Below are 24,898 nucleotides of genomic sequence, written 5' to 3'. Positions count from 1 at the left end.
AGCGGCAACACATGGTGGAAGATCGTTTGCATCTTCGAGGCGCCGACGCCGAGCGCGGCATCCTTGATCGAGGGCGGCACGGCTTTCAGCGCGGCGCGGGTGGCGATGATGATCGTGGGCAGCGTCATCAGCGTGAGCACGAGCCCCCCCACCAGCGGCGAGCTTTGCGGCATGCCCGCGAAGTTGATGAAGACCGCAAGGCCGAGGATGCCGAACACGATCGAGGGCACCGCGGCGAGGTTGGCGATATTCACCTCGATGAGGTCGGTGAAGCGGTTTTGCGGCGCGAATTCCTCCAGATAGATCGAGGCGGCAACGCCGATCGGCAGCGAGAGCACCAGCACGATGACCATCATATAGGCCGAGCCGAGGATCGCCACGCCCAGCCCCGCCGATTCCGGGCGCAGCTCGGAGGCATCGGGGTTGGTGATGAAGGAGGGGTTCAGCGCGAGCTTGATCATGCCCGCGTCGCGCATCGCCTGCGCCAGTTCAAGCTGGGCGGGGGAGACGTTGCTGTCGAGCGCGGCGCTTTCCATCGTCACCCGGCCCTTGAAGAAGCCGTCGATCCGGCCCCCTGCCAGCGCCTCGAAGTCGATCGTGGTGCCGATCAGATCGGGGTTGGCGAGCACCTGATTGCGCAAGATCGCGGGCGCTTCCTTGGAGATCAGCGCGCCGATATCTTTCGTTTTCATGCCCTCGGGGGCGAGGCCCTTTTCTGTCACCGCTGCCTCAAGCGCCTGCGAGAGGAGCTTGCCATAGGTGATCGTGGTCGCCTTGGCGAGATCCGCCGGGTCGCGGTTGCCCTTCGGGTCGAGGAGCTTGGCGTCAAGCGTGACGGGCAGGCTCAGCATGGTCTGCCGGAACGCCCCAAGCCCGGAGCCGAGCACCGAGGAGAGCAGCACGATCAGCGCCAGAACGCCGATCCCGACGGCGACAATGCCATAGACGCGGAAGCGCTTTTCGGCGGCGTTGCGGGCCTTGGTGCGGGCGTCCTTGGTGTAGAGCGAGGGACGGTGTTGGGAGAAATCTGCCAGTGTCATTCGTATTGCTCGCGGTATTTGCGCACGATGATCAGCGCGATGATGTTGAGCACCAGCGTGAAGACGAAGAGCGTCAGGCCGAGCGCAAAGGCAACGAGGGTTTCGGGCGAGGCGAATTCGGTGTCACCGGTGAGCTGGGAGACGATCTTGACCGTCACCGTGGTCATCGCCTCGAACGGGTTGACCGAAAGCTTTGCCGCCGCGCCCGCGCCGAGCACCACGATCATCGTTTCGCCAATGGCGCGCGAGGCGGCGAGCAGGATCGCACCGACGATGCCGGGCAGTGCTGCGGGCATGATCACCTGCTTGATCGTTTCCGATTGCGTGGCGCCAAGGCCATAGGAGCCGTCGCGCAGGCTTTGCGGCACCGCGTTGATGATGTCATCCGAGAGCGAGGAGACGAAGGGGATGATCATGATCCCCATCACGAGGCCCGCGGTCATCACCGAGGAGGAGGAGGAGCCGATCCCGAGCGGCTGGGCAAAATAGTCGCGCAGCATCGGGCCGACCGTGATCAGCGCAAAGAGACCGTACACGATGGTCGGGATGCCGGCGAGCACCTCAAGCAGCGGCTTGGCAATCGCGCGCACCTTTTTGGAGGCATATTCGGCAAGGTAGATCGCGGCAAAAAGGCCGACCGGCACGGCGACGGCAAGCGCAATCAGCGAGACATAGAGCGTGCCCCAGATCAGCGGCCAGATGCCGAGATCGGAACCGCCGCCGAATTTCGGGTTCCATGTCAGCGAGAAGAAGAAATCCGCCGCCGGATAGAGCTGGAAGAAGTGCACCGTTTCAAACACGAGCGAGAGCACGATGCCGACAGTGGTGGCGATGGCGACAAGCGAGGCGCCAATCAGGAGCACCTTGACGAACGATTCCGAAACGTTGCGGGCGCGGAACTCGGGGCGGATGCGCAGCATTGCAAAGCCGAACCCGGCAAGCGCGATGGCGAGCACCGCAATCACCATGCCGGTATGGGCGAGGGTGTTGAGCGTGCGGTATTCCTTGGCGGCCTGAAACACGACCGGTTTGACATTCGAGCCAAGCGCCACGCCAACATCGGCCATGCGCGAGCGGATGTCGCTCAGATCGGCGCGCATGGTGGCGATGTCATCCTCGCTCAGGCGCCCCCGCGCGATCACGAGGTCCAGCCCCTCGGCGATCCGGCGCACGTCGCTCATGACAAGGCCGATATTGGCGCCCTCGGGCAGTTCGGAGGCGGGAAGCATCTGGGTGACGCGGGCTTCGATCAGCGCGGGTTGCGCGAGAAGCCAGAGCGCCATCAGCAGGAAGGCGGGCACGGCGGTGAACAACGCCACCGTCTGGCCGTAATATCCGGGGAGGGAATGAAGTTTGCGGAGGTCTCCCTTGGCCGACTTCAGCGCACGCATGCGCCCGAGGATGAAGCCGCCGATGGCGAGAACAAGCACGAGAGCCGCGAGAAGGCCGATGGTCATGGCAAGATCCGGTCAAGGGAAAGGTGGCGCCCGAAGGCGCCACCCGGGAAGGTTTGGCTCAGTTCAGCGGGCCCATCGGGGTGCCGGCGGCAACCATCGCCTGGGTCGCGGCCAGTTCCGGGTCCGACACGAGGCCATAGGCCGCGAGCGGGCCGTTCGGGCCGGCCATTTCGTCGGAGACGAAGAAGTCGATGTATTCCTGCAGGCCCGGGATCACGCCGAGATGCGCTTTCTTCACGTAGAAGTAGAGCGGACGCGAGACGGGGTAGGTGCCGTCGGCGATGGTTTCGGTCGAGGGAACGATGCCCGACATGGTGGCGACGCGCAGCTTGTCGGTGTTGTTTTGGTAGAACGACAGGCCGAACACGCCGATCGCGTTCTTGTTGGCGTCGAGGCGCGAGAGGGTCTCGGTGTAGTCGCCGTCGATGTCGACCGAGGTGCCGTCGGTGCGCAGCGCGAGGCAGGCTTTCTCGCCGTCTTTTTCGCCCATGGCGGCGACAAAGGCTTCTTCCGCGCCGGTGGCCTTGCAGCCCGCTTCCAGCACTTTGATGTCGAACACTTCACGGGTGCCGTGCTTGGTGCCCGGGATGAAGGCGAGGATGTCTTGCTCCGGCAGATCCGGGTTCACATCGTGCCAGGTTTTCGCGGTGTTCGGGACGAGCGCGCCGTCCTTCATCACCTGCGCGGCGAGGGCGTTGTACCAGTCGGCGGGGGTGAAGGCGAAGTCCACGCCGTTGATATCCGAGGCGAAGACGATGCCGTCATAGCCGATGCGGACTTCCATGATTTCGTCGACGCCATTGGCTTTGCAGGTGTCGATGTCGGATTGCTTGATGCGGCTCGACGAGTTCGCGATGTCGATGGTGTTTTCGCCCACGCCTTCGCAGAGCTTCTTGCGGCCCGCGCCCGAACCGCCGCCTTCCACGACCGGGGTCGGGAAGTCGAAGTTTTCGCCAAAGGCTTCGGCAACGATGGTGGCATAGGGCAGCACGGTCGAGGAACCGGCCGACTGGATCTGGTCGCGGGCAAGCGCACCAGCGGTGGAAGCGGCCAGGATGGCCAGCGCCGAGACGCCGATTTTCGCGGTGTTCATGGATCACTCCTGAATGTCATTGCGGGCCGATCTGGCCTCGGCGCTCGGCTTAGGCCCGCCCCATGACGCTAATGCAAAAAATACATGACAGTTATATGACAACCGGACGGATCAGCCGCGCGCCATTGCCGCGGCAATCAGGGCGGGCACGGCGGCATTCTCGCCGATTGCGGGCAGAAGCGGGCCGCGATGGCCCGCCTCGGCGAGCGATTTTGGAATGTCCTGAGCCACATGGCCTGCGCGCAGCGCGAAAAGCGGCAGGCAGAGCGCATCACGATGATGGCTCGCAACAAGGCGCAGATGCGGTTCCTCTTCAAGGAAGGCCAGCACAAGGTGGTGTTGCGGCAAAAGCTCGGCCAGGGCGCGCGCCAATGCCTCGGTGGTGTCGCGAGAGCTGCGCGCCGCCTGAGAGCCATGGGCGACCAGAATCACCACCCCACAACCTGTGGCAGAAATCGTCTCTGCGACAAGCTGTGGCAGGGCCGGGTCGCGGCCAAAGGGCGGCAGAATCGGCGCGGTATGGCCAAGCTCTGCGAGCCGCCGGGGCAGTTGCACCTTGGTGAACCAGCCCTCTGCCATGAAAAACGGGTAGATCGGGGCCTGCGGTTGCGCGGCAAGAGCCTCGCGAAGCGCGCCGGGCTGGGCAAGCGTGGCCGCGCCGATCTGCCAATCCGGCAGGGCCGCATTCACCCGCGCGGCGAGCGCCTTGAGCGCGCGGTCCGCGGGAAGCGGGTCCGAAGGAAAACCATGGGCAACGATCAGGGCGTTTTTCATGCGCAAAGCCTAACGCGACGCGACCGGACGGCAAGAGCGCGGTGTGAAAATTTGCCCTGTTTTCCGGGCGCTTGATCGCGTCACGCCGGTATTTTGGCTCCGGTTTGCGCGTAAGTGTTAACGAGCTGTAAGCGCAAGCCCTTGGAAATGCGTCACATTTTCAGAAGTAATCGGTTGCGGAGAATCGTGGCTTCCCCTAGAACAAACCTACCGGCCAGGACGGCCAGAACCCGAATTTACAGTTTCACGTGTGGTGCGTAGGGGACCGCGTGGGGTGAGGAGGGTCCTGGTAGGGGTGCCGGGGCCCTCCGCTTTTTTTCGGTTTCCCGTTTTTGCGCGCGGCGCTTGCCGTGGGCGGCTTGCCGCCTCTGCCCTCAGGGCGCGACGCCGCCGAGTTCGCAGACCATCTGCCATTCCTCTTCCGTCACCGGCTGCACCGAGAGCCGCATGCAGGTGACAAGCGCCATCTTGCTCAACCGCGGATCGGCCTTCACCTCTGCCAGCGTCACCGGGCGGGCGAGCGGACGGATCGCGCGGATATCGACACAATCCCAGCGCGGGTCATCGGTGGTGGAATCGGGGTGGGAAAGCGCGCAGACCTCGACAATGCCGACGATCTCCTTGCCGATGTTGGAATGATAAAAGAAGCCCTGATCGCCCAGCTGCATCGCACGCATGTTGTTGCGCGCCATGTAGTTGCGCACGCCGTGCCATTCCTCGCCCACGTCGCCCTTGGCCACCTGCATGTCCCAGGACCAGACGTTCGGCTCCGATTTGAAGAGCCATTTCGCCATCAGCCGATCACCTTTTTCCATTCCTGCACGCTCACGCTCTCAAAGAGCCCGGCCGCGGCATAGGGATCGCCCGCCGCCCAGGCTTGCGCAGCGTCAAGGCTGTCACATTCGACAATCACAAGCGAGCCGCACATCTGCCCCGCGCTCAGGAACGGCCCCGCCATCTTCACGACCCCGGTTTTCTCGATATAGGCGAGATGCGCGGCGCGGGTGTCGAGCCGGGTTTGCAGCGCCCCTTCCTTGTCACGGCAGATCACGGCGTAAAGCATGTCATTCCTCCTTGAGCGGACGAGAGAGCAACGCCGAGACGGCGTCGGAAACAGAAAGTTCGCGGCCCACGAGCGCGGCGATCATCGCGGTGATCGGCATCTCGATGCCGTGGCGCAGGCCCAGCTCCATCGCGGCGCGCGCGGTGGCGGCGCCCTCGACAGTGATGGCCGCATCAAAAGCCGCGCCCGAGCCCAGCGCCTGACCAAAGCGGAAGTTGCGAGATTGCGCCGAGGTGCAGGTAAGCACCAGATCGCCAAAGCCCGAGAGCCCGGCGAGCGTTTCGGGGCGGGCGCCGAGTTTGAGCGCGAGCCGGCTCATTTCGGCAAAGCCGCGGGTCATCAGCGCGGCGCGGGCAGAATCGCCAAGCTTCGCGCCGATCACCACACCGGCGGCGATGGCGATGACGTTTTTCAGCGCGCCGCCGAGTTCGGCCCCCACGGTATCGGTGGTGCGATAGAGCCGCAGCGTGGGGGTGGACAGGCGCGCCTGAAGGTCTGGCGCATCGGCACGGGTGGCGAGCGTCAGTGCCGTGGGCAGGCCGCGGGCGATGTCGGCGGCAAAGCTCGGGCCCGTCAGCACTGCGGCGCGTGCGCCGGGGCAGGCGGCCTCGATCAGCGCGATCGGGCCCTGCCCGGTCGCAAGGTCGATCCCCTTCGAGCAGGAAACGAGGATTTTGCCGTCAAGGCGTGTGCTGTGGGCGGCAAGGAAGCCCCCCATCTGCTGCATCGGCATGGCGAGCAGCAGCACCTCCGCCGCGCTGGCGCGGGCGAGGTCGGCGCTGATGTTCAACGCTTCGGGCAGGGGGGCGCCGGGCAGGCGGCGGGCATTTTCGCGGCGCGCGGCCATTTCGGCGGCATGAGAGGCCTCACGTGCCCAAAGCGCGACCGGCCCCGTTTGCGACAGCGAGATTGCCAAAGCCGTGCCAAAAGCGCCCGCGCCCAGAACCGCAACCTTCATGCCTTCGCCCCCTTTTTGCCCGCGCCCAGCATCGCGGGTGCGGTCTGATCAAGGGGCCAACGCGGGCGGGCGACAAGGTCTGCCGCTGTCGCAGTGCCGGCGCGGAACCGTTCGATGCCCGCAAAAGCGATCATCGCGGCATTGTCGGTGCAGAGCTTCAAAGGCGGTGCGGTGAAGCGCACGCCCGTCTCGGCGCAAACGGCCTCAAGGCTTGAGCGGATCTGCCGGTTCGCGGCCACGCCGCCCGCCACCGCGAGGGCGGGCCCCTCGGGCGCCTCCGCCAGATAGGCTTTCAGCGCGCGGCGGGTCTTATCGGCCAGCACGTCGGCAACGGCTTGCTGGAACGCGGCACAAAGATCGGCACGGGTCTGGCGGTAAAGCCCGCCATGCGCCGCCACCTCGGCATCGCGGGCACGCAAAAGGGCTGTCTTCAGCCCGGAAAAGGACATGTCGCAGCCGGGCCGATCCAAGAGCGGGCGCGGGAAGGGGAAGGCTTTCGGGTTGCCCGTCAACGCCTCTGCCTCGACCGAGGGGCCGCCCGGTTGGGCCAGGCCCAGAAGCTTCGCCGTCTTGTCAAAGGCCTCGCCCGGCGCATCGTCGATCGTGCCGCCGAGGCGCTGAAAACTCTCCGGCCCGCGCGCGATCAGGAACTGGCAATGCCCCCCCGAGACGAGAAGGATCAGATAGGGGAAGGCGAGCGCATCGGTGAGCCGGGGCGTGAGCGCATGGCCTGCGAGATGGTTCACCCCCACAAGCGGCAACCCCGAGCCCGCCGCAAGGCCCCGCGCGCACATCACCCCCGACATCACCCCGCCGATGAGCCCCGGCCCCGCCGTGACCGCGATGCCATCGAGATCGGCCAGCGTGTGCCCGGCCTCGGCCAGTGCCGCCTCGACGCAGGTATCGAGTTTTTCGGCATGCGCCCGTGCCGCGATCTCGGGCACCACGCCGCCATAGGGCGCGTGCAGCGCCACCTGCCCCGCAACCACCGAGGCCAGCACCTCGGCGCGGTCCGGCCAGGCCCGCACGACGGCGGCGGCGGTATCGTCGCAGCTTGATTCAATGCCGAGAAAGGTGAGCGCTTCGGTCATGTGGTTTTGCCGCAGGGGCTTTCGGGGGGCTTTGTTGCAAGGGCGTCTCATCGCAGGTAACACCGAGGCAGGCATCGCACAACCCGAGGCCCTCATGCGTGAAGATCCCGCCTTTCGCCCGCCCCTGTTGCTGACCCGCCCGCGCGCGGGGTCTGCGCGCTTTGCGCGGCAGTTCCGGGCGCGGCTGGGGGATGAAAGCTGGCCGGTGACGATTGCGCCCTTGATGGAGATCGAGCCCACCGGGGCAGATCTGCCTGCGACAAATGCGCTCATCATTACCTCTGAATCCGCCGTGGCGCCGGTGGCTGCGGCGCCTGCTCTGGCGGGCAAGCCGGTCTATTGCGTGGGCGAGCGCACGGCGCAGGCGCTCACCCGGGCGGGCTTTGAGGTCGCTCTTGTTGCCCCCGATGCCAAGACGCTTTTGCCGATGATCCTAACAGCGCCCGATCCGGGCGCGCTGCTCCATGCGCGTGGCTCGGACACCGCCTTTCCGCTTGCCGAACGTCTCACGCAGGCAGGGCGCGTGGTGCGCGAGGCCGTGGTTTATGCACAAATGCCGCAGCCGCCCGCGCCCGAACTCTTGGCGCTGCTGGCCAGGCCAGAGCCGGTTCTGGTGCCGGTTTTCTCGCCCAACAGCGGGCGGCTTCTGGCCGAGGTGGGGGCCGAGGCGCGGGCAAAACTGAGGTTGGCGGCGATTTCGCCCGCGGCCGCCGAGGCCTGTGCCGGACTTCCGCGCACAGAGATGCGCGTGGCGGCGAAACCTTCGGCAGAAGCGCTTCTCGACATTCTTGTCGCACTGATGCGAGACAGTTCCGGTTGAGCCTCGCCGGTGCGACCAATAGACTGCCCGCGATCGAAGATGTGACGCGCTTTTGCGCGGACAGGAGGAATGGCCATGGCGAAACCGGAAACGGACGAGACGGAAACCACCGCAGCCACCTCTGCTCAAGACCCTGAAATCCCTTCCAAAGAAGAAGAGACGCCAGCGGAAGCGGCGGGGGCGGCAGAGGATGCGGGCATCGAAGAGGCGATTGTCGTCGACGAGAGCGCCGCTGCGGCGGAGGCGGGCGAATCACGGCCCGAGATGACGCTGGTGCAAGATCCCTCGGCCCCCGAACCGGAAACCGCCGCAGAAGAAGCCCCGGCCCCCGTGGCACCGAAAAAGCCCGAGCCGCCGCCAAAACGGCGGGGCCTTTCGGTCGTTTTGGGCGGTGTGATTGCCGCCGTGATCGGCGCGGGCGTGACCCTTGGCGCGCTGCCGAACATGCCTGCCGATCTGCGGGAGAAAATTTTGCCCGCGGGGGGTGGCGCGCGCGCGCTTGAAGAGGCGATTGCCGCGCAGGACAAAAAAATCACCGCGCTTGAGGCGAAGCTCGCGCAGGCGCCTGAGGCCGGGCCCGATGTGGCCGCGCTTGAGGCGCAGGTGGCCGACCTTTCCGCCAAGCTTTCCGCAGTGGAAAGCGCGGGCAACGAGACGGCTCAGGCAGAGATCGACGCGCTGAAAGCGGAACTCGTGCAGATGCGCGAAGACATGAAGAAATCGCCCATGTATGCGACGCAGCAGCAGCTTGATGCCGCGACCACCGAGGCGAAGGCGCGGATCGCCGAGGCCGAGGCCGAAGCGGCGAAGATGCGTGCCGAGACCGAAGCCGCCGCGCAACGCGCGATCAAACAGGCGGCGGTGTCGCGGGTTGCTGCCGCGTTTGACACCGGCGCCCCGCTCGCGCGCCCCGTGGCCGAGGTTGAGGCGGCGGGCATGACCGTGCCTGCGGCGCTGAAATCCGAGGTGCCTTCGGCGGCGATGCTGCAAGAAACCTTCCCCGATGCGGCCCGGGCCGCCCTGGCGGTGGCGCGCAAGGTCGATGCCGGTGACAGCGTGATGGGCAAGCTTGGCACCTTCCTTCTGGCGCAGACGGGCGCGCGCTCGCTCACCGCGCGGGAGGGCAATTCGCCCGATGCCGTGCTCTCGCGGGCGCAAGCCGCGGTCGATGATTCCAAATTCGAGACGGCCGTGGCCGAACTCGCGGCCCTGCCCGAACAGGCGCAGGCTGAAATGACGTCCTGGAAAGCGATGGTGGAGGCCCGCATGACGGCCCAGGCCGCCATCTCCGAACTGGCCCAATCCGTGCAATGAGGTGATGGCGATGATCTGGTCTTTTGTCAAAATCGCGCTGTTTCTGCTCATCGTCGCCGGGTTGGCGATGGGCGCTGCGGCGCTCTCCGATTCGGGTGAGGCGATCCGCATCGTCGCGCTTGGGCAGGAGTTCAACTTCGGCGCGCTGCAGGCGGTGATCTTGCTTCTGATCGTTGTTGCGGTGCTTTGGGTCGTGTTCAAGGTGGTTGGCTTCATCGTTGCCTTCCTGCGCTTTGTGACCGGCGATGAAACCGCGATCAGCCGCTATTTCGACCGCAACCGCGAGCGCAAGGGCTATCAGGCGCTGGCCGAGGGGATGCTGGCGATTGCCTCGGGGGAGGCGCGGCTGGCGATGTCCAAGGCGGCAAAGGCGGAACGCTATCTGCGCCGGCCCGACCTGACGAACCTGCTCACCGCGCAGGCGGCCGAGATGAACGGCGACCAGCGCCGGGCGGAAACGGTGTACCGCCGCATGCTCTCGGACCCGCGCACGCGCTTTGTGGGTATTCGCGGCCTGCTGACGCAAAAGCTCACCGATGGCGATACCGATACCGCGCTGAAACTGGCACAAAAGGCCTTTGCGCTGAACCCCAAACACCCCGAAGTGCAGAATACGCTGTTCAAGCTGCAAACCGAATCGGGCGACTGGAAAGGCGCGCGCGACGTGCTCTTGGCCAAGATGCGGCAGGGCGAGATCCCGAAAGATGTGCACAAGCGCCGCGATGCGGTGCTCGCGCTGCAGGAAGCCCGCGTCGTGCTCGACAAGGATTCCTCGCTCGAGGCACGCGAGGCGGCGATTGCGGCGAACAAGTCGTCGCCCGATCTCATCCCTGCTGCGGCGATGGCCGCCAAGGCCTATGCCGATCAGGGCAACACCAAGGCGGCAACGCGGGTGCTGCTGAAGGCCTGGGAGGCGCAGCCGCACCCCGATCTGGCCTCGGTCTATGCCGCGCTCGAACCCTCTGAATCGGCCTCCGAGCGGCTCGCCCGTTTCGAGAAATTGCTCTCGCTGCGGCCCGACCACGAGGAAACGAAGCTTCTGCGCGCCGAACTCAGCATCGCCGCGGAAGATTTCCCGGCGGCGCGCCGGGCGCTCGGCACCCTTGCCGAAACGCATCCGACCACCCGCACGCTCACCCTGATGGCCGCGATCGAGCGCGGCGAGGGCGAAGATGAGGCGGTGGTGCGCGGCTGGCTGACGCGCGCGGTGACGGCGCCGCGCGGCAAGCAATGGTGCTGCGACAAATGCCAGAACATTCAGGCGGAATGGGCTCCGGTCTGCGACAATTGCGGCGGCTTTGATACGCTGAGCTGGCGCGAACCGACGAGCGGTGGCGTGCCGCTGCCCAATGGCGCGGAAATGCTGCCCCTGATCGTGGGGGCGGGCAAGCCGAAGGCCGAGGCCGCTTTCGACATCACCCCCCCGGATGCCGAAGAAGCCGCGGAAAAAGGCGAAAAATAGGGCTACACATCCCTGCGATGGCGTGCTAGTTGCCCGCCATCACGCCGGTGTAGCTCAGCTGGTAGAGCACGTCATTCGTAATGATGGGGTCGGGGGTTCGAGTCCCTTCACCGGCACCAGATTAAAAAACGGCCGGACCTTCGGGTCCGGCCGTTTCATTTTGGCTCCCGCTTGGCGGGGGGCTAGATCTGGGAATCCTGCCGCGCGATATCCGAGATCAGCACTGTCAGCGCCATGTCGCCGAGGATCGTGCGCACCGCCTCAAGCATGGTGCGGCGCAGCTCGGCCATGGTGGCCGTGTCGGTGAAGGCACCGTCGAAGCCACCGGCATTCGCGTGGTCAAAGAGCACCTGCAACAGCGTGTCGCGGATCTTCGGCTCGGCGGCATAGACCTTCTCGGTGCCGCCGAGCGTGACCTCGATGCTGAGCGACAGCACGACCAGCGAGGCGACCTTGCCGCCCCGCACCACCGGCACAACGAACTGGTTGTTGAGCTTGACGAACTCGGTCGTGGGCAGGGCTCCTTCTCCCTCGCCTTCGCCGTGCCCGCCGCTTTCGCCATGCCCCGCGGCGGGGGCGCCATGTTCGGCGGGGGCCGCGTGGCCCTCGGCGGGGGCGCTATGGCCGCCTTCCGCCGGAGCCGCGCCTTCGGCGGCGACCTCGGGTTCGGGCGGTGGCGGGCGCAGGAAATACCCCGCTGCCCCGCCTCCGGCGAGACCGATCAATGCGAGCAGGATCGGAAGGATTTTTCTCAGCATGGCAAGTCCTCAGAACGGCAGCAAGATATCGGCAACCTGCTGGCCGATGCGCGGCTGCTGCACATCGGTGATCTGACCGCGGCCACCGTAGGAAATGCGCGCGCCGGCGATCTTGTCATAGGTGATCTCGTTTTGCCGGCTCACATCCTCGGGGCGCACAAAGCCGGTCACGACAAGCTCGCGCACCTCGAAGTTTACCCGCACCTCCTGGTTGCCCTGAATGCGCAACACGCCATTGGGCAGCCGGTCGAGCACGGTGGCGGCAACACGCAGCGTCAGCTTTTCCTTGCGGGCGACGGAGCCATCTCCGGCATAGGAGGAGTCGGAGGTGGTCTCATAGGCGTTCGCCATCGAGGCGCCCGTGGGCTGGTGCCGGTCGAGCCGTTGCGGGATGCCGAACATCTGCGGAATGCCCATCGTATCCGAGCTGGAGCGCGAGCGGTCGGTGCTGTTGGAGATTTCCGCCTTGTCGTCGATCTCGATCACGACGGTGAGAATGTCTCCGCGCGTCGCCGCGCGCCGGTCGCCCAGAAGCGAGCCGCGGTTGCCCGACCAGAGCGAGGCTTCCTGCGCGGCGGTGCGACGGCCTGCCTCTTCCGGCATCGGCTGCGCGCTCATGGCGTAAAATTCATTGCTGCTTTCGACCGGGGTGAAATCGGGGGCGCGGCCAACCTGCTCGAGGCGGCCGCAGCTCGCGACGGACAGGGCGACAAGGGCGATCAGGGCAGGACGCATGAAAACTTCTCTCAAGGTTGGACATGGCCGGCGCCATCGGCACCGATCGTGGCAAAGACAATGGTCTTGGAACTCAGGTTCATCACCCGGATCGAATCGCCGATTGCGCCACGGTCGAGCGCGCGGCCTTCGGTCTGGATGCTCAGCGTGCCGCGGTTATAGGTGAGCGGCAGGGTCTGGTTTCGATCGACGATTGCGGGCGGGGCCAGATCGCCCGCATAGATCGGCCGGCCGGGATAGAGGATCGAGCGGGTCTCAAGCCCGATCACCTGCCCGACATCGGCAAGCGCACCGGGCACATCCTCTTCGGAGAGGATCACATCTTCGGGGCCGATCACGCTTTGCGCGCGCAGCGTGCGCAGCGTCACCACCGAGCCCGCCTCCGCCACAGAGATGAAGGCGAAGCTGGCGCAAAGGCCGCCAAAGAGGGCAAGCGCGAGCGGTTTCATCAGCGCACCTGCGTGGTGGCCGAGAGCATTTCATCGGCGGCGGTGATGACCTTGGCGTTCATCTCGTAGCCGCGCTGCGCCTTGATCAGCTCGGTGATCTCGCGCACCGCATCGACCGAGCTCTCTTCCAGATAGCCCTGACGCAGCGTGCCGAGCCCATCGACGCCGGGGGTGGAGACCGCGGGCGGCCCGGAGGCTTCGGTTTCGAGAAAGTTGTTCGAGCCGATCGCCTCAAGACCCTTTTCGTTGGTGAAGCCCGCCAGCGTGATCGAGCCGATCTGGGTCGGCTGCACCTGATTGGTGAAATAGGCATAGACGTCGCCATTGGCGTTGATGGCGATGGTCTTGGCATCGGGGGGGATGGTGATGCCGGGAACAAGCGGATAGCCATCCGAGGTGACGACGTCGCCATCGGCAGAGCGCTTGAAGCCGCCGTCACGGGTGTAGGCGGAGGCGCCAGAGGGGAGCGTCACCTCAAAGTAGCCCGGCCCGTCGATCGCGATGTCGAGATCGCCGCCGGTCGCGCTGAGCGAGCCCTGCGCAAGCGTGACGCTCACGGCCGTCGGGCGCACGCCAAGGCCGAGCTGCACACCGGCGGGCACGATCGTGCCGTCGTTGGCGGTCACGGTGCCGGGGCGGGTGGCCTGTTGATACATCAGATCGGCAAATTCGGCGCGGCGGGCGTTGTAGCCCGTGGTCGACATGTTGGCGAGGTTGTTCGAGATGACCTCGACCCGCATTTGCTGGGCGCTCATCCCGGTGGCGGCGATTTGCAGGGCGCGCATGGCTCTCTCCTGTTACTTGCTGAGCGTCGAGATGACGCCACGGATGCGTTGGTCTTCGCGGTCAAGGAAGTTCTGGCCCAACTCATAGGCCCGCTGCACCTCGATCATCCGCGAGATTTCCGACACCGGATCGACGTTCGACTGTTCCACGAACCCCTGCATCACCCGCGCCGTTTCGGCGGGCCGGGTGCCATCGGGCACGGTAAAGCGGGTGCCGGCCTGCAGGCTGACATTGTTCGCGTTCTCGGGCAGGTAGAGCCCGATCTGCGCGAGCGGCGCCCCGTTGATCGAGAGTGTCCCGTCTTCGGACATCGCGATCTCGCCTTGATCGGCGGGCACGAAGATCGCGGTGCCGCCGGTGTCGAGCACGCGAAAGCCATCCGGCGTGACCAGCTCGCCATCGGGCGAGCGCAGGAAGCTGCCTGCCCGCGTGAGCTGGTTGCCCTCGGGCGTCTCGATCATGAAATAGCCGTCGCCCTCGATTGCGAAATCGAGCGCATTGCCGGTATTGGCGAGCGGCCCTTGCGCAAAATCGACGATCCGTCCGTTGGCATAGGCCATTGACAGCGAGGGTTGCTCACCGTCGAGCGAATCGACGTATTCGGAGAACAGCACGCCTTCGCGGCGGAACCCGGTGGTGGAGATGTTGGCCATGTTGTTGGCCACCACCTGCATTTCCCGCATCAGTCCCGACTGGCGCGACAGGGCGGCATAGATGGAATTGTCCATGGGCTCAGAGTCCGATGATCAGCGGGATGATTCGAGCGGTGTAGAAGTTGACGAGCGTTTCCGACATGAACGACATCGACACCCAGAACACGACGAGCATGGCCCCCACCTTCGGCACGAAGGTCAGAGTCATTTCCTGCACCGAGGTCAGGGCCTGAAACAGGCCGATGGTGACCCCGGCGATGAGCGCGACGACCAGCATCGGCGCGGAGATCATCACCGCGATCCACAGGCCCTCGCGCATCGTGTCGAAGAAGACGATGTCTTCCATGTCACACCGGCATCCGCAGGATTTCCTGATAGGCCTCGACGACCTTGTTGCGCACGGTGACGGCGGTCTCGACCGCAAGCTCGGTCTGGGCGAGCGCCTGCACCAGCGCATGCGGATCGGCATTGCCGAGCATCGCGGATTTGGCGGTTTCCTCGCTCTGATTCATCGTGTCGAGGAAGCTCGTGGCAAGATTGCCCAGCGCGCTTTGGTCGGAAGAGCCGGAGCCCGCTTGCGGCGCAGCGGCGGAACGCGCCTGGGTATAGCCCAGGGCGGCAGTCGAAGATTTGATGTCCATTCTGGACCTCCTTCAGGTTTTAACGACGCAGCAGATCGAGCAGCGCGGCAGACATCTGCCGGGTCTGATCGAACATCTTGAGGTTCGCCTCGTAACTGCGTTGCGCTTCACGCGCGTCTGCGATTTCGACCACCAGATCGACGTTCGAGCCGTCGTAGTAGCCATTGTCATCGGCCAGCGGGCTGTTGGGATCGTAGATCCGCGCCAGATCCTTCTGGTCGAGTTGCACGGGGCCGAGTTGCACCTCGGTCGCTCCGTTCTCTTGCGACACCACTTCCTCGAAGCTGGTCACCTTGCGGTGGTAGCCGGGGGTGTCGACGTTCGCGATGTTTTCCGACACATGGCGCAGGCGCATCGACTGCGCCTTCAGCCCGGAAGCGGAAACCGAAAGAGTATTGGTAAAATCGCCCATCTGCCTCAGCTCCGGCCAAGGCTGGAGCGCAGCACGCCCAGCGAGGATTTGTAGATTGCGAGCGCAAGATCATGCTGGCGCTTGGTGTTCGCCGCGGCCACCATCTCGTCTTCGATCGAGACGTTGTTGCCATCGGGCGAGGCCGCACCGGTCTGCTCGCTCTCGGTGACTTCGACGCTGTAATGCCCGTCGGCGCCCAGATGGCCCGACCGGGTCGCACGCATGGCTTCGCCATGATCGCTGCGATACGTTTCTTCAAACGATGCAACCTCGCGCGAGCGATACCCGGGGGTATCGGCATTGGCGATATTCGTCGCGATCGCACTTTCGCGCAGGGCGGCTGTTTGCGCCATGGACTGCGCCATCTGGAAGACTTCGAGTTTTTCGAACATCGGGGTTTCTCCTCCGAGCTATCAACCAAGGATTAAGGGAGAATCGTTTAAAAACAGTTTCGAGAAGACGGGCATGGAGAGATGTCCGAAACCATAAGCTTGGGAGGCCAGAATGGCGCTTGGCGGTTTGGAGATGTTGCAGGCGGAAATCGCCGAGGTGGGCGCTGTCCATCCGGTTGGCCGCGTGTTCGAGGTCGGGCAGGGCACGATCCTGGTCAGCGGGTTGACCACGCGCGCAACATTGGGGGACCGCGCGCAGATCCACACGCGCGCGAGCGGGCATTTTGATGCCGAAGTGATTGCGCTGAGCCGCGGGGGCGTCACGCTTCTGGCCGATGGCGCGGTGGAAGGCATCGCCATCGGGGACCGGGTGGAAATTCTCGGTCAGGCCGGGATCGCGCCGGATGATTCCTGGGTCGGGCGCATCGTCGATCCGTTTGGCCGCCCGCTCGATGGCCGCCCGCTTCTGCGCGGCCCGGTCGAGCGCAATGTCCGCTCTGCCCCGCCCGCCGCCGCCACCCGTGGCCGACTCGGCGGTCGGGTCGAAACCGGGCTCGATGTTTTCAACACTCTCCTTCCCTTGGTGCAGGGCCAGCGGATCGGCCTTTTTGCGGGGTCGGGTGTCGGCAAATCCTCGCTTCTGGCCAAATTCGCAAAGGGCGTGCAGGCCGATGTGGTGGTGATTGCGCTCATTGGCGAACGGGGCCGCGAGCTGCGCGAATTCGTCGAGAAGACGATGGGCCCGGAGGGGATGGCGCGCGCGGTGATCGTGGCCGCCACCTCCGACCAGTCGCCGCTGGTGCGCCGCCGTTGCGGTTGGGCCGCGATGTCGGTGGCCGAGCATTTCCGCGATCAGGGCAAACATGTGCTGTTTCTGGCCGACAGTGTCACCCGCTTTGCCGAGGCGCACCGGGAAGTGGCACTGGCGGGCGGCGAACCGCCGAGCCTGCGCGGCTATCCGCCCTCGACCGCGCACCAGATCATGTCGCTTGCCGAGCGTTCCGGCCCCGGTCCCGAGGGCACGGGGGCGATCACGGCGGTCTTTTCGGTGCTGGTTGCGGGCTCGGATATGGAAGAGCCGGTGGCCGACATCCTGCGCGGCACGCTCGACGGCCACGTGGTGCTGGACCGCTCGATTGCCGAGCGCGGGCGCTTTCCGGCGATTGATCTTTTGCGCTCGGTCTCGCGCTCGCTTCCCGATGCGGCGAACCCGGCCGAGAATGCGCTCATTGCCAAGGCGCGCAAGCTTCTGGGCGCCTATGACCGTGCCGAGATGATGATTCAGGCGGGGCTTTATGCGACGGGCAGCGACCCGGTGGTTGATGCGGCGATCCGGGTCTGGCCCGCGCTCGACGCCTTCATCGCACAAGATGCACCCGACCGTGTCGCGGCCAGCTTCTCGCGGCTTGCACGGGCGCTTGCCGCAGCCGGATGAGCTGGTGCGAAACATCCGTGACGAAGACCAAAAGGCCCGGCACAAGCGCCGGGCCTTTTCACTTTAATGCCTGGCGGGGCATCACTTGTCGCGCAGATCTTCCATCAGCTTGGCAAAAGCGGCCCGTTCGGCCTCGCTCCGGGCGAGCAGATCATTCGCTTCGGCGATCGGGCCGGCGGTTGCGCCCCCTGTGGCACCTGCCGTGGCGGCCTGATCCTCAAACAGGGCCAGAAACTTCTTTTGCGTCTCCGAGCCCGAATCGGCGATATGGTTCCAATCGCCCGCGCGCCAGGCTGCCTCGGTCTGGGCGGCGGTATCCCCCGCCTCGGCATAAGCCTGTTCGGCGCTGTCGTGGCGGCCAAGAAGGCTGAGGGCCTCGCCGCGCAAAAGCGCCGCATCCTCGCCCTCAAGGCCGAGCAGGTGGGAATAGGCGGCGGCGGCATCATGGCCGGAAAGGGCCGCGCGGGCGAGCGCCATCCGCCCGGGAGGCGTGCCGCGGGTTTCGGGTGCGATCACCGTGCGCGCCGAGATCCAGAACCCGATCCGCGCGAGCCGGTCCGCCAGCGCGACCTGCACCGCCGGGTCAAGCTGCTCGGGGCTCCACTCGTTGCGATGGCGGAAAAAGGTCTCAATGAAGAGCTTGTCATCGGGAAGCTTTGCCTGCATCGCCACCAGATCGTTGCGGGTCCGGTCGCGAAGTTTGCTATCTTGAGACGCATCCCAATTGTTCAGCGCGCGGAAGGCATCCTTGAATTTTGCCGTCGAGCCCTCGCCCAGAATCGTGGCGCGGGTGAGCTGATCGCCAAGCGGGCTGCCGCGCAGTTGCAGGCTCAAGGCGCTCGCATTGTCCACATCGGCTTCGGTAATCGCGGCGCCCTCGGCGAGCTTCGTTTCGATCGAGAGCGCGAGTGCCTCGGCGGCGGTCTCGCTGCCGGATTTTGCCACCCGGTCGAGCCGTTCGGTCGCGGCTGCGGTCTTGCCTTCCGAAAGGTCGATATGCGCGTCGATCACGTCAAGCGCGGTGGCGTTGTCCACCGGCGCACGGGCCAGCATCGAGCGCACCGTTTCCGCCACATCGGGCGCGCCCACCTCGATCAGCCGGGCGCTGAGTTGCGGGCCGATCAGGTTGCGGATGTCGCCGGGCAGCGCGGCATAGGCGCGCACCACAGCCCCGAAGTTGACCATCGCTTTCGCGGGCGCTTCGGGCATGGCGAGCAGGGACCAGAGCGCAACCTTGCCGTTGCAGGAGATTTGCGCCGCGAATTCGGGCCGCGGTTTTGGCTGGCGTCCATCGACCAGATCGGCCAGTGCCTCGATCCGTGCCGGGATCTCCAGGCCGAAGGACGGATAAATCATGCGCGCCTCGGCCCCGAAGCCGAGCGCGATATAGACTTGTGCGAGATGGTCGAGCGCTTCCGCGCGCGGCTTGTCGAATTCTTCGAGCAGATCGCGGCGTGCTTCGGAGATCTGTTGCACCGGGGGCGCATCGCTCAACCAGGATTGAAGGTCGTAGCTCCGGTCCGGCGGGCAGCTGTTGCCAAGTTCGGTGAGCCGGTCGGCATCGAAAAGCGCGGCCATGTCGCGGTCGATCACGGTTTCGGATTGCAGCGCAAGCGCCTCTTCCGAGGTCGCGGGCGCGGTGCTGTGTTCGGCGTCGGGCGCGGGTGCATGGTCCGGGGTCGAGGGCTCGGCGGCGGCGTGTTCGGGGGGCTCGTGCGCCTGTGTCTCCCCATGCGGTTCCGCCTGCCCGTTTTCAGGCCGGGCGGCGGGCATCTGCATGGTGATCAACCCCTGCGAGGCGGCCCGGCCAAGCTGGTCGATGAGGGCGAGTTCGGCGGCGTCGATGCGTGCATCAGGCCGATTGAGCCGCGTGGGCTCGGGCTCGGACGCGGGCGCGGTTCTGGGCGTGGTCGGGATCACCTGCGCCGCAGAAACTTCCGGCGCGGGTTGCGGGCCGGGTTGCGGCGCGGCCTCCCGGCCAGCCCAATAAAGATCCAGATAGCCCTGATTGGGCGTTGGCAGGTAAGAGCGCGCCTGCGGCACCGGGCCGGGCTGCATCCCGGCGGCGGCAACTGGCGTCGTATCGGCACCGTCGGCAATGTCGATCACGACCGCACCGATCGGCAACTGGAACGATTCAAGATGCACGTCCGGGCCGGTCTCGATAAAGACCGAGCGCGCGTTGACATCGGCAGTCACGGCGCGGATCCGGTTTTTCGGGATCAGCCGAAACACATTGGTCAGATCAAAACGCCGCGGCGTCTCGGTTTCCAGCCGATACCCGCCCTCGACACGTTCCGTGCTCCAGCCGGTGCCGGGAGGGAACATGAACACGAGCCGCGAGAAGCCGTCATGCTCGCCCGAACGCACGTCGATCTGCTGGGCGGCGCCCGGGCTGGCCAATGCCAGAAGCCCGGCCAGAAAAAGGGCGAGAAACCTCATGCCGCCTCCGATTTGACCGCCTTGAGCGCCTCTTCAAGATCCGAGAAGCTCGGGCGGATGTGATGGGGCGTGTTCTGGCGCCCCACTTCGATACAGATATTGGTGGCGTGGTTGTGCAGGTTGGCCACCAGCACTTCGCGGATCAGCTTGTAAAAATGCGAATCCTCCGTCACCACGCCGCCGATGCGCGAGGCGAAGGGGGCCACAAAACCATAGGCGAGGAACACGCCAAGGAACGTTCCGACGAGCGCGTGGCCGATCATCGCGCCAAGGATCTCCGGCGGCTGGTCGATCGAGCCCATGGTCTTGATCACGCCGAGCACGGCGGCCACGATGCCCAGTGCGGGGAGCGCGTCGGCGACGGTCTGGATTGCGTGGCTTGAGTGCATCGCGTGATGAAAGTTTGCCTCAAGCTGCTTTTCGAGCACCTCTTCGACCTGATGGGGGTCGTCGTAGTTCATCGAAGCCGAGCGCATCGTGTCGCAGATCATTTCCACCGCCTCATGATCCGAGACGATTTTCGGGTATTTGCCGAAGATGCTCGAATTGTGCGGATCTTCGATATGTTCTTCGATCGCCACCGGGTTTTGTCGTGCAAGCCGGATCAGCTCGAACATCAGGCACAACAGGTCGCGGTAATCGGCGGGCTTCCATTTGGCGCCCTTGAATACCTTTCCGACATCTTTGACCGTGTGCTTGATTGAGGGCAGGTCATTGGCGAGCACGAAGGAGCCAAGCGCGGCCCCACCGATGGTGATCATCTCGAAGGGCAGAGCCTCGATCACCGGGCCCATCTCGCCGCCGCCACCAATATAGCCGCCAAACACCATCCCGAAGATGATCACGATGCCAACAATGCCGATCATTTCCGTTCTCCATTGATCCGGAGCAACTCTCTCAGAGTTGGATTAACAAAGTTTCTGCGACTCACTTCTGAGGCGCGCCGGCATTGCGGCCGGCCATGATCACCGAGATCGAATATGCGACCTGCGGATCGAGTGCGGCCATCACCGCGGCAGAGGCATCCGGGCGCATGCGCGTCAGGAACCCGGCCGCAAAGTCGGGCGCCATCGCCGAGAAGAGCGGTGCGGCTTCCTTCGGTTTCATGTTTTCATAAACGGTCACGAGCCGCGCCACATCCTGATCGGCGGCCTCGTCGGCAATCGTCACGGTCTTGGAGAGGTTCTGTTCCGCCTCGACAAGCGAGGCGAGGCGTTGTTCGATTCGCTTTTCCGCCATGCCGATCGCCTGCGAGCGGTCGGTGAGAAGCTTTTCGCGCTCGGCCAGTTTCTTTTCGCGCGCCTGCACTTCCTGCAGCATCATCAGCACGCCCGGCTCGGTGACGCATTCGGCCCCGGCCGCGGGAGGGGCGGCCTCTTGGGACGATTCGGACCCGGTGGCGAAGGCTTCCGCGATGCCGGAGCCAAAGCGGATCATGCCTGACGTGGCAAAGAGCGTGGCAATCAGCACCAGGCTGCCGCGGCCAAGACGGCGGCGGATCTTGCGCGCTGCGGCCTTGGCGGGTGGTTTGGGCGCCGGGCTGGCCGGCGCGGCCTTGGCGGGTTTCATTCCGCGGCCTCCAGATCCGAGGTGCGGCTGCGGCGGCGCAGCACGCGGGCGCGGCGCGGATCGGGCTCAACGGCGACCGGCGCCACCGGCGCCACAGGGGCGACCGGAGCGGGCGCGGGCGCGGCCGGGCGTTCCTGCATTGTCGCCATCAGCAATTCGAGCCGTTGCGCGGCCTGCTCGGCGCGCTCGGTCAGCCCCTTGAGCTGATCGGCAGAGTTTGCAGAGGCATTTTGCGCACGGTTGAGGGCCTTGGTCATGTCGTCAACCTGCGCGGAGAGCACGGCAATCGCCCCGCCCATGCCGTTTTCAAGCTGGTTGAACCGCTTCAGGCGGCGCCCCAGAATCATGCAATAGATGGTGGCGCCCAGCGCCCCCAGCCCCATCAGGATATCGGCAATATACTGCATCTCCCACTCCCTCAGTTCATCACGAATTCAATAATCAGCAGGTCATTGACGCGGTTTTCACCGACAACCACCTGCACCCGGCGCAGCATTTGCGCGCGCAGCCGCATCAACGCGGACGGATCTTCGAGCTCGCGCAGTTCCACCGCGCGCAGAAAGCCGTTGAGCACATCCATCACCCGCGGTTTGAGCAGCTCCACCTCGCCCTGGTAGGCGATCGGCACTTCGAGCTGCGCGGCAAAGCGCAGATGCCGGGCATTGCCCGCCGCGAGCGACATCACCATCGGGTCGAGCGCCACAAAAGCAACCTGCGGCATCGGCGGTGCTTCGGGCACGGCTTCATGCGCGGCAGCTTCGCCTTCCGCCGGAGGCGGGGCGAGGATCAAGCCGGAATAGAGAGCGTAAAATGCCCCGCCCCCGAACAGGAGCATCAGCACCAGCCCGATGATCAGGGGCAGTTTCGATTTCTTCTTTGGCGCTTCTTCGCCTGCAGCATCTGTGTCAGCCATGGCGGTTCCCGATTTCTTCGTTCTTCCCCCCTATAGCCCCTCACCCACTAACCGATTGTTAAGGGCGATCGGGGAAAGATGCTTTCGACGACGGGGCAGAAAGCCCGCTCGATGGAGGTGCGTCTTGCAACAGCTCTTGGCCCTTTGGCAGGGATTGGACACGCTCAAGCGTGCGGTCGTGATCGGCGCGACAGTTCTTATGTTTGCCGCCGTTTTGGCGCTTTCCAGCTTCGCGTCGCGCCCGGATATGGCGCTTCTATATGCAGGCCTCGAAGGGGCACGCTCTGGCGAGGTGATTTCGGCGCTCGAAGCGCGCGGGGTGCCCTATGAGGTGCGCGGCGACGCGATTTATGTAGAGGCGGCGCGGCGCGACGAGCTGCGCATGTCGCTCGCGAGCGAAGGGCTGCCCGCCACCGGCGGCGCCGGCTATGAACTTCTTGATTCGCTCTCGGGCTTCGGCACCACCTCGCAAATGTTCGATGCCGCCTACTGGCGTGCAAAAGAAGGCGAGCTGGCCCGGACCATCGTGTCGAACCCGATGATCCGTCAGGCGCGGGTGCATATCGCGGCGCCTGCGGCAACATCGTTCCGGCGCGACAGCCGTCCGAGTGCCTCCGTGACTGTGGTAACGGCCTCGGGCGGGCTCTCGCCCACCCATGCCAAAGCGCTGAAATTCCTTGTGTCTTCCGCCATTCAGGGGATGACCCCGGATGAGGTTTCGATCATCGACAGCGTCTCCGGGCTGGTCTCGACGGGCGATGATTCGATGAGCCCGGCGGCCAGTGACCGCGCCGACGAGCTGCGCAAGAATGTCGAGCGCCTGCTTGAGGCGCGCGTGGGCTACGGCAATGCCGTGGTCGAGGTTTCGGTGCAGACCGTGACCGAGCGCGAGGCGATTACCGAACGCCTGATCGACCCGAACAGCCGCGTGCCGATTTCGACCGATGTCGAATCGAGCTCGAAAAAGGCCGATGACACCAAGCCGGGTGCCGTCACCGTGGCCTCCAACCTGCCTTCGGGCGATGCGGCCAATGGCGGCAAGTCGCAAAGCCAGGCCGCTGATTCTCGCGAGCGCACCAATTACGAAGTCTCGGAAACCACCCGTGAAGTGGTCCGCGCGCCGGGGGACATCAAGCGGCTGACCGTTGCCGTGCTGGTGGATGGGGTCGAGGGCACCGACGCCAATGGCGTTGCCAGCACCGTGCCGCGCTCGGATGAAGAACTGGCGGCGCTCAAGGAGCTGGTGTCTTCGGCGGTGGGCTTTGACGAATCGCGCGGCGACGTGATCACGATCCGTTCGATGGCCTTCGAACCGATCGCCGACATGGGCACGAGTGCCGAGGCGAGCCTCTTCGCGTCATCGCCGCTGGATGCCATGCAGCTGATCAAGCTCGGGGTCTTCGCGCTTGTGGTTCTGGTTCTGGGCCTGTTCGTGATGCGCCCGCTGCTCGCTCAACGGGCGGCCGCCCGCGAAGCCGAACTGGGCGAGTTGCCCTCTGGCCTGATCGGTGCCGAGGGGATCCCCTCCTCCGACGGAACGCCCGCCCTCAATGGCGAGATCTCCGATGGCGATTTGCCGCTTGGCCAGATGTCTGTGGTCTCCGACTTTGACCTTGGCGACATGCCGATGGGGATGGGTATGGGCAACTATGGCATAGAAGAGCAAGGAGACGAGGATCCGGTGAAACGCCTCAAGCGCCTCATCGAGGAACGTCAGGCCGAATCGGTCGAGATCCTGCGCTCGTGGATGGATGAGACGGAGGAAAGCGTATGAGCTTGCGCAGCATTCAGCTCGAATCCTTCGAACCGGAACTGGCGCCGCCGCAGCCCCAGATAGAGATTGCCCCGCAGGCTTTCGAGGAAGAGCGGCTCGCCGCCTTCGAGAAGGGCTATACGGCAGGCTGGGACGATGCGGTGGCGGCGCAGGAACGCGAAGGCACGAAGCTGCGCACCGAACTTGCGCAGAACCTGCAGGAGCTTTCCTTCACCTATCACGAGGCCCGTCAGCAGGTTCTGGGGGCATTGCGCCCGCTGCTGGTCGACATCGCGGCGAAGCTCTTGCCGGCCATGGCGCGCGAAACACTCGCGCATATGGTGGCCGAACAGCTCGAACCGCTGGCGGATCGCGCCACTTCGGTGCCGATCGCGGTGGTCGCCCATCCGGCCAGCCTGCCCTACATCGAGTCGGTGATGACCGACCGCGCCAGCTTGCCGCTGGTGTTTCAGGCCGAACCTTCGCTGGGCGAGGGGCAGGTCTATCTCAAGTTCGCCGATACCGAGACGCGGATCGACCTCGATGGGGTGATCGGAGCAATCGGTGCCGCCATCAACACCTATTTCAGCGCCAACCAGGACCAGGAGGAGGCAGCTCATGGATGACATGCCCCAGACCGCGAACCCGTTTTCGCAAGTGCCGATCGAGATCACCATTTCCGTTGGCAAGGCGCGTCCGCTCGTGCGCGACCTGTTGCGGATGAAACGCGATTCGATCCTGCCGCTGGACCGCAAGGTGGAAGACCCGGTCGAGCTTTATGTCGGCGACAAGCTGATCGCGCGCGGCGAACTGACCGAGATGGAAGGCGATTCGGGCCAGCTCGCGGTGCGCCTCACCGAAGTCGTCGATCTGCAGAACGGGCTGTGA

Annotated in this window: 29 protein-coding genes and 1 tRNA gene; 8 read left to right on the top strand and 22 right to left on the bottom strand. The window is 65.2% G+C overall.

The window, feature by feature from the left end:
* From ACFSM0_RS02610 to tsaD, 8 genes are all read right to left on the bottom strand, one after another.
* On the bottom strand, window positions 1-1,040 hold a 1,040-nt coding region (locus ACFSM0_RS02610), incomplete at its 3' end, for a PstA family ABC transporter permease (protein ID WP_377387176.1).
* Window positions 1,037-2,497: a phosphate ABC transporter permease subunit PstC gene (gene pstC / locus ACFSM0_RS02605; RefSeq protein ID WP_377386713.1), complete on the bottom strand. Its 1,461-nt coding sequence runs from the start codon at window positions 2,495-2,497 to the stop codon at window positions 1,037-1,039. The genes ACFSM0_RS02610 and pstC, both read right to left, overlap by 4 nt.
* A gap of 58 nt (window positions 2,498-2,555) precedes the next feature.
* Complete coding sequence (locus ACFSM0_RS02600) at window positions 2,556-3,590, bottom strand: substrate-binding domain-containing protein (protein WP_377386711.1); 1,035 nt, start codon at window positions 3,588-3,590, stop codon at window positions 2,556-2,558.
* 111 nt (window positions 3,591-3,701) lie between these two features.
* Entirely contained in the window at window positions 3,702-4,364 is a 663-nt protein-coding gene (locus ACFSM0_RS02595) for a sirohydrochlorin chelatase (protein WP_377386708.1), read from the bottom strand.
* Window positions 4,365-4,738: 374 nt separating this feature from the next.
* Entirely contained in the window at window positions 4,739-5,158 is a 420-nt protein-coding gene (locus ACFSM0_RS02590; protein ID WP_377387174.1) for an EVE domain-containing protein, read from the bottom strand.
* Window positions 5,158-5,427 (bottom strand): YciI family protein, encoded by a 270-nt coding sequence (locus ACFSM0_RS02585; RefSeq protein ID WP_377386706.1) that lies wholly within the window; start codon window positions 5,425-5,427, stop codon window positions 5,158-5,160. The genes ACFSM0_RS02590 and ACFSM0_RS02585 overlap by 1 nt, the downstream gene beginning before the upstream one ends.
* 1 nt (window position 5,428) lies before the next feature.
* On the bottom strand, window positions 5,429-6,385 hold the full coding sequence (locus ACFSM0_RS02580) for an NAD(P)H-dependent glycerol-3-phosphate dehydrogenase (protein ID WP_377386704.1): 957 nt from the start codon (window positions 6,383-6,385) through the stop codon (window positions 5,429-5,431).
* Window positions 6,382-7,476: a tRNA (adenosine(37)-N6)-threonylcarbamoyltransferase complex transferase subunit TsaD gene (tsaD, locus tag ACFSM0_RS02575; RefSeq protein WP_377386702.1), complete on the bottom strand. Its 1,095-nt coding sequence runs from the start codon at window positions 7,474-7,476 to the stop codon at window positions 6,382-6,384. Before tsaD ends, ACFSM0_RS02580 begins: the two co-directional genes overlap by 4 nt.
* 94 nt (window positions 7,477-7,570) lie before the next feature.
* On the opposite strand from tsaD, the gene ACFSM0_RS02570 reads away from it, so the two are divergent.
* From ACFSM0_RS02570 to ACFSM0_RS02555, 4 genes are all read left to right on the top strand, one after another.
* Complete coding sequence (locus ACFSM0_RS02570; RefSeq protein WP_377386700.1) at window positions 7,571-8,296, top strand: uroporphyrinogen-III synthase; 726 nt, start codon at window positions 7,571-7,573, stop codon at window positions 8,294-8,296.
* 75 nt (window positions 8,297-8,371) lie between these two features.
* Window positions 8,372-9,610: a COG4223 family protein gene (locus tag ACFSM0_RS02565; RefSeq protein WP_377386697.1), complete on the top strand. Its 1,239-nt coding sequence runs from the start codon at window positions 8,372-8,374 to the stop codon at window positions 9,608-9,610.
* Window positions 9,611-9,620: 10 nt separating this feature from the next.
* Complete coding sequence (locus tag ACFSM0_RS02560; protein WP_377386694.1) at window positions 9,621-11,072, top strand: heme biosynthesis protein HemY; 1,452 nt, start codon at window positions 9,621-9,623, stop codon at window positions 11,070-11,072.
* Between the two features lie 43 nt (window positions 11,073-11,115).
* A tRNA-Thr gene (locus ACFSM0_RS02555) sits at window positions 11,116-11,191 on the top strand.
* Between the two features lie 63 nt (window positions 11,192-11,254).
* On the opposite strand, the gene ACFSM0_RS02550 is transcribed toward ACFSM0_RS02555, so the two are convergent.
* The 9 genes from ACFSM0_RS02550 to ACFSM0_RS02510 are packed head-to-tail and all read right to left on the bottom strand — an operon-like array spanning window position 11,255 to window position 15,898.
* Window positions 11,255-11,830 (bottom strand): flagellar basal body-associated FliL family protein, encoded by a 576-nt coding sequence (locus tag ACFSM0_RS02550; RefSeq protein WP_377386691.1) that lies wholly within the window; start codon window positions 11,828-11,830, stop codon window positions 11,255-11,257.
* Between the two features lie 9 nt (window positions 11,831-11,839).
* Window positions 11,840-12,565 (bottom strand): flagellar basal body L-ring protein FlgH, encoded by a 726-nt coding sequence (gene flgH, locus ACFSM0_RS02545; RefSeq protein ID WP_377386688.1) that lies wholly within the window; start codon window positions 12,563-12,565, stop codon window positions 11,840-11,842.
* 11 nt (window positions 12,566-12,576) lie between these two features.
* Window positions 12,577-13,014, bottom strand: a complete 438-nt coding sequence (gene flgA, locus ACFSM0_RS02540; protein WP_377386686.1) for a flagellar basal body P-ring formation chaperone FlgA — start codon at window positions 13,012-13,014, stop codon at window positions 12,577-12,579.
* Window positions 13,014-13,799, bottom strand: coding sequence for a flagellar basal-body rod protein FlgG (flgG, locus tag ACFSM0_RS02535; RefSeq protein ID WP_377386683.1), 786 nt, complete (start codon window positions 13,797-13,799; stop codon window positions 13,014-13,016). Before flgG ends, flgA begins: the two co-directional genes overlap by 1 nt.
* Window positions 13,800-13,811: 12 nt before the next feature.
* Window positions 13,812-14,528, bottom strand: a complete 717-nt coding sequence (locus ACFSM0_RS02530) for a flagellar hook-basal body complex protein (RefSeq protein WP_377386680.1) — start codon at window positions 14,526-14,528, stop codon at window positions 13,812-13,814.
* A 4-nt stretch (window positions 14,529-14,532) separates the two neighbouring features.
* Window positions 14,533-14,799, bottom strand: coding sequence for a flagellar biosynthetic protein FliQ (locus ACFSM0_RS02525; RefSeq protein WP_377386677.1), 267 nt, complete (start codon window positions 14,797-14,799; stop codon window positions 14,533-14,535).
* Between the two features lies 1 nt (window position 14,800).
* Window positions 14,801-15,094, bottom strand: coding sequence for a flagellar hook-basal body complex protein FliE (gene fliE, locus ACFSM0_RS02520; protein ID WP_377386674.1), 294 nt, complete (start codon window positions 15,092-15,094; stop codon window positions 14,801-14,803).
* A gap of 19 nt (window positions 15,095-15,113) precedes the next feature.
* On the bottom strand, window positions 15,114-15,506 hold the full coding sequence (gene flgC, locus ACFSM0_RS02515) for a flagellar basal body rod protein FlgC (RefSeq protein WP_377386671.1): 393 nt from the start codon (window positions 15,504-15,506) through the stop codon (window positions 15,114-15,116).
* A 5-nt stretch (window positions 15,507-15,511) separates the two neighbouring features.
* Window positions 15,512-15,898 carry a FlgB family protein gene (locus ACFSM0_RS02510; protein ID WP_377386668.1) on the bottom strand — a complete coding sequence of 129 codons (387 nt, stop codon included), beginning with the start codon at window positions 15,896-15,898 and terminating at the stop codon, window positions 15,512-15,514.
* 112 nt (window positions 15,899-16,010) lie between these two features.
* Here ACFSM0_RS02510 and ACFSM0_RS02505 point away from each other — a divergent pair, with 112 nt between their 5' ends.
* The gene (locus tag ACFSM0_RS02505) at window positions 16,011-17,333 is read left to right on the top strand and encodes a FliI/YscN family ATPase (RefSeq protein ID WP_377386665.1); all 1,323 of its coding nucleotides are present in this window, start codon (window positions 16,011-16,013) and stop codon (window positions 17,331-17,333) included.
* Window positions 17,334-17,414: 81 nt separating this feature from the next.
* Here ACFSM0_RS02505 and ACFSM0_RS02500 read toward each other — a convergent pair whose 3' ends face one another.
* From ACFSM0_RS02500 to ACFSM0_RS02480, 5 genes are all read right to left on the bottom strand, one after another.
* Window positions 17,415-19,775: a hypothetical protein gene (locus ACFSM0_RS02500; RefSeq protein WP_377386662.1), complete on the bottom strand. Its 2,361-nt coding sequence runs from the start codon at window positions 19,773-19,775 to the stop codon at window positions 17,415-17,417.
* Window positions 19,772-20,641, bottom strand: a complete 870-nt coding sequence (motA, locus tag ACFSM0_RS02495) for a flagellar motor stator protein MotA (protein WP_377386659.1) — start codon at window positions 20,639-20,641, stop codon at window positions 19,772-19,774. The genes ACFSM0_RS02500 and motA overlap by 4 nt, the downstream gene beginning before the upstream one ends.
* A gap of 61 nt (window positions 20,642-20,702) precedes the next feature.
* Entirely contained in the window at window positions 20,703-21,344 is a 642-nt protein-coding gene (locus tag ACFSM0_RS02490) for a MotE family protein (protein WP_377386657.1), read from the bottom strand.
* Window positions 21,341-21,751 (bottom strand): hypothetical protein, encoded by a 411-nt coding sequence (locus tag ACFSM0_RS02485; RefSeq protein WP_377386654.1) that lies wholly within the window; start codon window positions 21,749-21,751, stop codon window positions 21,341-21,343. Before ACFSM0_RS02485 ends, ACFSM0_RS02490 begins: the two co-directional genes overlap by 4 nt.
* A gap of 11 nt (window positions 21,752-21,762) precedes the next feature.
* Window positions 21,763-22,257, bottom strand: a complete 495-nt coding sequence (locus ACFSM0_RS02480) for a flagellar basal body-associated FliL family protein (protein WP_377386651.1) — start codon at window positions 22,255-22,257, stop codon at window positions 21,763-21,765.
* 124 nt (window positions 22,258-22,381) lie between these two features.
* On the opposite strand from ACFSM0_RS02480, the gene fliF reads away from it, so the two are divergent.
* The 3 genes from fliF to ACFSM0_RS02465 are packed head-to-tail and all read left to right on the top strand — an operon-like array spanning window position 22,382 to window position 24,898.
* Window positions 22,382-24,031, top strand: a complete 1,650-nt coding sequence (fliF, locus tag ACFSM0_RS02475) for a flagellar basal-body MS-ring/collar protein FliF (RefSeq protein WP_377386648.1) — start codon at window positions 22,382-22,384, stop codon at window positions 24,029-24,031.
* Window positions 24,028-24,636 (top strand): FliH/SctL family protein, encoded by a 609-nt coding sequence (locus tag ACFSM0_RS02470; RefSeq protein ID WP_377386646.1) that lies wholly within the window; start codon window positions 24,028-24,030, stop codon window positions 24,634-24,636. Before fliF ends, ACFSM0_RS02470 begins: the two co-directional genes overlap by 4 nt.
* On the top strand, window positions 24,629-24,898 hold the full coding sequence (locus ACFSM0_RS02465) for a FliM/FliN family flagellar motor switch protein (protein WP_377386643.1): 270 nt from the start codon (window positions 24,629-24,631) through the stop codon (window positions 24,896-24,898). Before ACFSM0_RS02470 ends, ACFSM0_RS02465 begins: the two co-directional genes overlap by 8 nt.

It is taken from the genome of Rhodobacter lacus, from assembly GCF_042683065.1.
GTDB classification, from domain to species: Bacteria; Pseudomonadota; Alphaproteobacteria; order Rhodobacterales; family Rhodobacteraceae; genus Rhodobacter; species Rhodobacter lacus.
The sequence above is the reverse complement of the archived record's forward strand: the minus strand, read 5'-3'. Positions and strand labels throughout refer to the sequence as shown.

Bases quoted from the DNA above. Each gene is read 5' to 3' on its own strand.
- pstC (WP_377386713.1), bottom strand. From the start codon at position 2,497: ATGACCATCGGCCTTCTCGCGGCTCTCGTGCTTGTTCTCGCCATCGGC.
- ACFSM0_RS02600 (WP_377386711.1), bottom strand. From the start codon at position 3,590: ATGAACACCGCGAAAATCGGCGTCTCGGCGCTGGCCATCCTGGCCGCT.
- ACFSM0_RS02595 (WP_377386708.1), bottom strand. From the start codon at position 4,364: ATGAAAAACGCCCTGATCGTTGCCCATGGTTTTCCTTCGGACCCGCTT.
- ACFSM0_RS02590 (WP_377387174.1), bottom strand. From the start codon at position 5,158: ATGGCGAAATGGCTCTTCAAATCGGAGCCGAACGTCTGGTCCTGGGAC.
- ACFSM0_RS02585 (WP_377386706.1), bottom strand. From the start codon at position 5,427: ATGCTTTACGCCGTGATCTGCCGTGACAAGGAAGGGGCGCTGCAAACC.
- ACFSM0_RS02580 (WP_377386704.1), bottom strand. From the start codon at position 6,385: ATGAAGGTTGCGGTTCTGGGCGCGGGCGCTTTTGGCACGGCTTTGGCA.
- tsaD (WP_377386702.1), bottom strand. From the start codon at position 7,476: ATGACCGAAGCGCTCACCTTTCTCGGCATTGAATCAAGCTGCGACGAT.
- ACFSM0_RS02570 (WP_377386700.1), top strand. From the start codon at position 7,571: ATGCGTGAAGATCCCGCCTTTCGCCCGCCCCTGTTGCTGACCCGCCCG.
- ACFSM0_RS02565 (WP_377386697.1), top strand. From the start codon at position 8,372: ATGGCGAAACCGGAAACGGACGAGACGGAAACCACCGCAGCCACCTCT.
- ACFSM0_RS02560 (WP_377386694.1), top strand. From the start codon at position 9,621: ATGATCTGGTCTTTTGTCAAAATCGCGCTGTTTCTGCTCATCGTCGCC.
- ACFSM0_RS02550 (WP_377386691.1), bottom strand. From the start codon at position 11,830: ATGCTGAGAAAAATCCTTCCGATCCTGCTCGCATTGATCGGTCTCGCC.
- flgH (WP_377386688.1), bottom strand. From the start codon at position 12,565: ATGCGTCCTGCCCTGATCGCCCTTGTCGCCCTGTCCGTCGCGAGCTGC.
- flgA (WP_377386686.1), bottom strand. From the start codon at position 13,014: ATGAAACCGCTCGCGCTTGCCCTCTTTGGCGGCCTTTGCGCCAGCTTC.
- flgG (WP_377386683.1), bottom strand. From the start codon at position 13,799: ATGCGCGCCCTGCAAATCGCCGCCACCGGGATGAGCGCCCAGCAAATG.
- ACFSM0_RS02530 (WP_377386680.1), bottom strand. From the start codon at position 14,528: ATGGACAATTCCATCTATGCCGCCCTGTCGCGCCAGTCGGGACTGATG.
- ACFSM0_RS02525 (WP_377386677.1), bottom strand. From the start codon at position 14,799: ATGGAAGACATCGTCTTCTTCGACACGATGCGCGAGGGCCTGTGGATC.
- fliE (WP_377386674.1), bottom strand. From the start codon at position 15,094: ATGGACATCAAATCTTCGACTGCCGCCCTGGGCTATACCCAGGCGCGT.
- flgC (WP_377386671.1), bottom strand. From the start codon at position 15,506: ATGGGCGATTTTACCAATACTCTTTCGGTTTCCGCTTCCGGGCTGAAG.
- ACFSM0_RS02510 (WP_377386668.1), bottom strand. From the start codon at position 15,898: ATGTTCGAAAAACTCGAAGTCTTCCAGATGGCGCAGTCCATGGCGCAA.
- ACFSM0_RS02505 (WP_377386665.1), top strand. From the start codon at position 16,011: ATGGCGCTTGGCGGTTTGGAGATGTTGCAGGCGGAAATCGCCGAGGTG.
- ACFSM0_RS02500 (WP_377386662.1), bottom strand. From the start codon at position 19,775: ATGAGGTTTCTCGCCCTTTTTCTGGCCGGGCTTCTGGCATTGGCCAGC.
- motA (WP_377386659.1), bottom strand. From the start codon at position 20,641: ATGATCGGCATTGTTGGCATCGTGATCATCTTCGGGATGGTGTTTGGC.
- ACFSM0_RS02490 (WP_377386657.1), bottom strand. From the start codon at position 21,344: ATGAAACCCGCCAAGGCCGCGCCGGCCAGCCCGGCGCCCAAACCACCC.
- ACFSM0_RS02485 (WP_377386654.1), bottom strand. From the start codon at position 21,751: ATGCAGTATATTGCCGATATCCTGATGGGGCTGGGGGCGCTGGGCGCC.
- ACFSM0_RS02480 (WP_377386651.1), bottom strand. From the start codon at position 22,257: ATGGCTGACACAGATGCTGCAGGCGAAGAAGCGCCAAAGAAGAAATCG.
- ACFSM0_RS02470 (WP_377386646.1), top strand. From the start codon at position 24,028: ATGAGCTTGCGCAGCATTCAGCTCGAATCCTTCGAACCGGAACTGGCG.
- ACFSM0_RS02465 (WP_377386643.1), top strand. From the start codon at position 24,629: ATGGATGACATGCCCCAGACCGCGAACCCGTTTTCGCAAGTGCCGATC.